4 protein-coding genes are annotated in these 4,494 nt (G+C 74.5%); 3 read left to right on the top strand and 1 reads right to left on the bottom strand.

The annotated features are described in order from the left end of the window. Positions 1-370, top strand: a 370-nt coding sequence (locus D450_RS30830; protein ID WP_039820765.1) for a hypothetical protein, incomplete at its 5' end; no start/stop codon positions are given. A gap of 62 nt (positions 371-432) precedes the next feature. On the opposite strand, the gene D450_RS0121195 is transcribed toward D450_RS30830, so the two are convergent. Beyond that, complete coding sequence (locus tag D450_RS0121195; RefSeq protein WP_017540657.1) at positions 433-1,743, bottom strand: cation:proton antiporter; 1,311 nt, start codon at positions 1,741-1,743, stop codon at positions 433-435. A gap of 389 nt (positions 1,744-2,132) precedes the next feature. On the opposite strand from D450_RS0121195, the gene D450_RS0121190 reads away from it, so the two are divergent. Then, positions 2,133-2,798, top strand: coding sequence for a hypothetical protein (locus D450_RS0121190; protein WP_017540656.1), 666 nt, complete (start codon positions 2,133-2,135; stop codon positions 2,796-2,798). 152 nt (positions 2,799-2,950) lie between these two features. Continuing rightward, positions 2,951-3,781: an alpha/beta fold hydrolase gene (locus D450_RS0121185; RefSeq protein WP_017540655.1), complete on the top strand. Its 831-nt coding sequence runs from the start codon at positions 2,951-2,953 to the stop codon at positions 3,779-3,781. Positions 3,782-4,494 lie beyond the last annotated feature (713 nt).

Below are 4,494 nucleotides of genomic sequence, written 5' to 3'. Positions count from 1 at the left end.
CTACGGCACCCTGGTGACCCGGATGGCGCGGGTGGGCCGGTCGCTGTGCTCCATCACCGACATCCTGCGGCGCCTGCCCGGCGACGACGACCAACCCGACCGTGAGTTCCTGCACCGCTTCGCCTCGATCCTGCATGAGGCGCAGTGCGCGGCCGCGCTCTTCGCCGACCTGGTCCCGAGCGACATGGACGAGGCCGAGCGGCGGATCCGCGAGCACTTGGAGGAGGCGCGCTCCTACTTCGAGGGGCCCGTCCCACCGTCCGGAGCGCAGGGCGAGAGCGCGGGCCTGGTCTACGACGGGCTCCTGCTGGAGGCCGAACGGGTGATCAGCGAACTGGAGGACGCCTGCGACGACCTGCGCTCGTCGTGAGCGGGGCCGCTTCCTTCCGCGCGCTGCGGGCCGCGGGCCGCACGGGCCGCGCACGCCGCACGTCAGTGCGCGGCCTGGCGGAGCGGCCGGCCCCGGGCGAGGACCCGGCGGAGCCAGGCGCCGGCCATGACCGAGGTCACCACGGCCAGGATGATGAGCGTGGTGAACAGCTGCGCGTTCACGATGCCCGCCTCGTAGGCGAGCCAGGCCAGGGCGATCCCGGGCCCGCCCCTGGCGTTCATGGCGAAGGCCAGGTTCAGGGCGCCGCCCGGCCCCTCCCCGCCCAGGCGCGCCCCGGCGTACACGCTCGCGAGCTTCACCGCGCACGCCAGGGCGGTGAAGAGCACGGTGAAGCCGAGGAGCAGGTCGCTGCCGAGGTCCAGGCCCAGGCCGATGGAGCCGAAGTACAAGGGGATGAAGAACGCCAGGGCGAAGGCCCGCAGCTCTCCGGCGACCGCCGTGCCCGACGCCTCCTCGATCCGGGCGGCGAGCACCCCGGCGAGGAAGGCGCCGAACATCGCCTGGACCCCCAGCAGGGACGCCCCGGAGGCGCACACGAGCACCAGGAGCACACCGGCCACCCCCGCCGCGCCGGGGGTGCGGCGGGGCCGTTCGCCCCTCCGGTTCCCCATGCGCTCGAGGATCGCGGTCGCCAGACGGGGCACGACCGTCATCATGCACACGAACAGCGCGACGGTCGTGAGGACGTAGTAGACGGACATCGCCGGGACCGAGGTGATGCCCAGCAGTCCGGGCAGCCCCGTCAGCTCCTCCCCGTGCACCTGCGCCAGCCCCAGGGCCACGGCGATCACCACGTACAGCACCACGTCCTCGGCGACGGCCGAGGCGAGGACGACACCGCCGAACGACGTCCCCAGGATGCCCAGGTCGAGCATGATCCGCGAGATGACCGGGATGCTGGTGACGGCGACGGCGCTGGCCACGATGAGCGAGAGCGCGACCGGGTCGGAGGCGGGCCCGGCGAGCCCGTCCAGCCCCACGACCTGCAGCGCGGCGAGGCCGATCCCGAAGGGGACCACCAGGCCCATCGCCACGATCCAGGCGGTGACCTTCCGGTTCTCCTTCGGCAGGAGCCGGCGCACCTCGGCGCCGGCCAGGAACATCAGCATGAGCATGCCGAGCTGCTCGATCGCGTCGAACGCGGCGGCGACCGGGCCGGTGTCCGGGAACAGCGCCCCGTGGGCCTGCGGGGCCAGGGCGCCGAGCACGGTGGGCCCGAGGACGAGGCCGCCGCCGAGCTCGCCCGTCATGCGCGGCTGTCCGAGCCGTTCGGCGACGGCGCCCAGCGCGTGCACGGCGAGCAGCAGCACGCTGAGGCCCACCAGCAGGAACAACAGGTCAGTGTCGTTCACGGCATCCCCTTGGGNGTCCGCCGAAGGGAAGCCGACGATACGGCGGGGAACGGGGGAGGGGTGCGTCTTCAGCCGCATCCGGACAACACTCGTGACGATGGTCCTTCGATTGGCCCACAGTCGGGCAAGTGGTGGGGGAGACGGTCCGGCGGGGCGGTCGGCGGCCGTGGGGCGGAAGCCGCCTCCGAGCCCTGCGGTCCGGCACCCGTTCCGCCCTCGCCCTGCCCGTGCGGCCCGTGCGCCCCTCGGGCCGGGGTCGGCCTCCAGCCGGGCCGTCAGGCCCGCGATCCCCGTGATTTCGGGCCTTTTCGGATGTGGCACAGTGTGCCCGGTCGGTTGCCCGTGAGTGGTGTAGGCGTCTGTTGGAGGTCCCCTTGGAGCGTCGCCGTGTGTCGGCCATCGTCTCGGCCCTGCTGCTCGGCGGGATCGCGGTCGGGGCGGCCTCCGTGGGCGCCGACGGGGTCCCCTACACGGCGCGGGAGTCCGGGCTGGCCGACCACTCCTTGCCCGCCCTGCTCTACTTCGGGTTCCTGACGCTGGTCGACACCTACCTCGGCTGGAGCCTGGTCCCCTTCCTCCTGGGGTACTGGGCCGCGCCTTCGGGGAAGTGGGGCGCGGTGATCGGCCTGGGATACGCGGTGGTGGCGCTGGGCGCCTACACCGTCGGGAGCCATGTCGAGGAGGTCGCCAACGCCGATGAGCTCGCCTCGCTTCCCCGGCCGCCGGGCGCCCCGGAGTTCGCCGAGCCCGATCTGGCGGCGTCGGCTCTCCAGATGGCCCTGACGCCCTTGCTTCCGTTGGCCGCGGCCGGAGCCGTCGCCGTGGTGCTCATCGGAGGCTCGGCCCTGCGGTTCCCGCTCCTGCTCCTGCTGCCGGCCGCCGTGATCGTCGTCGACCTGCTCCGCCGAGCCGACACCCCGTGGGCGAGTATCGCCAACGGCCTGCCCAATGCGGTGCTGGTTGCGGCCGGGGCCGCCCTGCTGGTGTGGACGGCGGTGGCGGTCCGCCGCGGGCCCGGCGGCTCCGGAACCCCGCTCCCCGACGGGGCGGAGTAGGCGGATCCGGCGGCGGGCCGCCGGGGGCCGCATCCGGGCGTCTGGCTCCAATCGCCTGCGGCGGCTCGGCGATGACTTTCGGCGGCGGCCGGGGTCCAATGAGCGGAGCATCCCGATACGCGTCCATGCGCGTTCGTCACGAGGAGCAGGCGATGGCATCGACACCGGCAACCGGCACCCTGAAGGTCCCCGGAGCGGAGCTGTACTACGAAGTGCGCGGCCAGGGGCCGCTGGTGGCCCTGGTCGGCTCGCCCATGAACGCCGAGGCCTTCGGCCCGCTCGCCGACCTCCTCGCGGACGGGCACACCGTCCTGACCACCGACCCGCGCGGGATCGGCAAGAGCGTGCTGGAGGACCCCGAGCAGGACTCCACCCCGGACCTGCGCGCCGACGACCTGGCCCGCCTCGTGGAGCACGTCGCCGCAGGACCCGCCGCGGTGCTGGGTTCCAGCGGGGGCGCGGTGACCGCGCTGGCGCTGGCCCGGTCCCGCCCCGAACTGCTGGGCACCGTGGTGGCCCACGAGCCGCCGCTGAGCGAGCTGCTCGACGACCGCGCCGAGCTGCACGCCGGAACGGAGCGGATGATCGGGATCTACCGCTCGGGCGATCCCAAGGGGGCCTGGGCCGCGTTCATGGACAACGCGGGGATCCGGCTGCCCGAGGGGGCGCTGGACGCGATGGTCGGCGGGGAGCGCAGCCCGCAGGAGGTGGCCGATGAGCGGCGGTTCTTCCTGCACGAGATGCGGGGGACCACCCACTGGCGCCCCGACACCGAGGCGCTGCGCTCGGGTGGTGCTCGCGTGGTGGTCGGCATCGGTGAGGACTCGGCCGGCGAGCTGTGCGACCGCACGTCGCGCGCGTTGGCCGAAGCATTGGGCACGGAGCCGGTCATGTTCCCCGGCGGCCACACCGGCTTCACCGAGGACCCGGGCGCCTTTGCCGCCCGCCTGCGCCCGGTCATCGCCCCCGAGGGCGTCCACTGAGGCGTTGAGGGACCCTGCGGAGCGGCAACGGTCGCTCCGCCGCTGCCCGGCCGGCGGCCCCGGCGGCGCCTCCTCCTCCCGGCCGGGCCGTGCCTGTGGGCCGGGCGTCGCCTGGGCGGCAGGACAAGGACGGAAGTGACGAAGGGGCAGTGTGCGCCCAGGGCCTACGGTCGGCCGCCGGGCTTATCGCGGCCCAGCGCCGGCGGCGACGACGGCCCAGCAGGCACTCCGCTCACGCCTGCTTGCCGACTGCCGGGTCCTTTCGGTGGAGGGGGATAGCGGCGACGACGCAGGCTGCGGTCCAACGGTCAGCGCTGGCGCGCACCGGGCGCGCGGATGGCCGCCGGAGGAGGCGGCGACGGAACGGCTGGCGCCCCGCTCACGCCTGTCGGCCGGGCGGCGGGCTGTCGGGGTGCAAGGGGGAGGGCGGCGACGAGGAGGCGGGGTGCTTCCTCGGCCTTACCTGTCGGCTGCCAGGCCTCGCGTAGTCCGGGGACAGTGGCAGCGACGGCGCGGCTGGTGCCCCGCTCACGCCTGCTGGCCGGGCGCCGGGCCGCCGGGGTGCGGGGAGATGGGCGGCGACGAGAAGGGGCCCTTTCCTCGGCGCTGCCGTTCGGCCGCCGGGTCGCCTGTGCTCCGGGGAGATGGCGGCGACGGGACGGCTGGTGCCCCGCTCGGGGCTGCCTGCCGGGCAGCGGGTCATCGGGGTGCAA

Source organism: Nocardiopsis halophila DSM 44494 (assembly GCF_000341245.1).
GTDB lineage: Bacteria > Actinomycetota > Actinomycetes > Streptosporangiales > Streptosporangiaceae > Nocardiopsis_A > Nocardiopsis_A halophila.
This window is presented reverse-complemented; position numbering and strand designations above follow the sequence as displayed.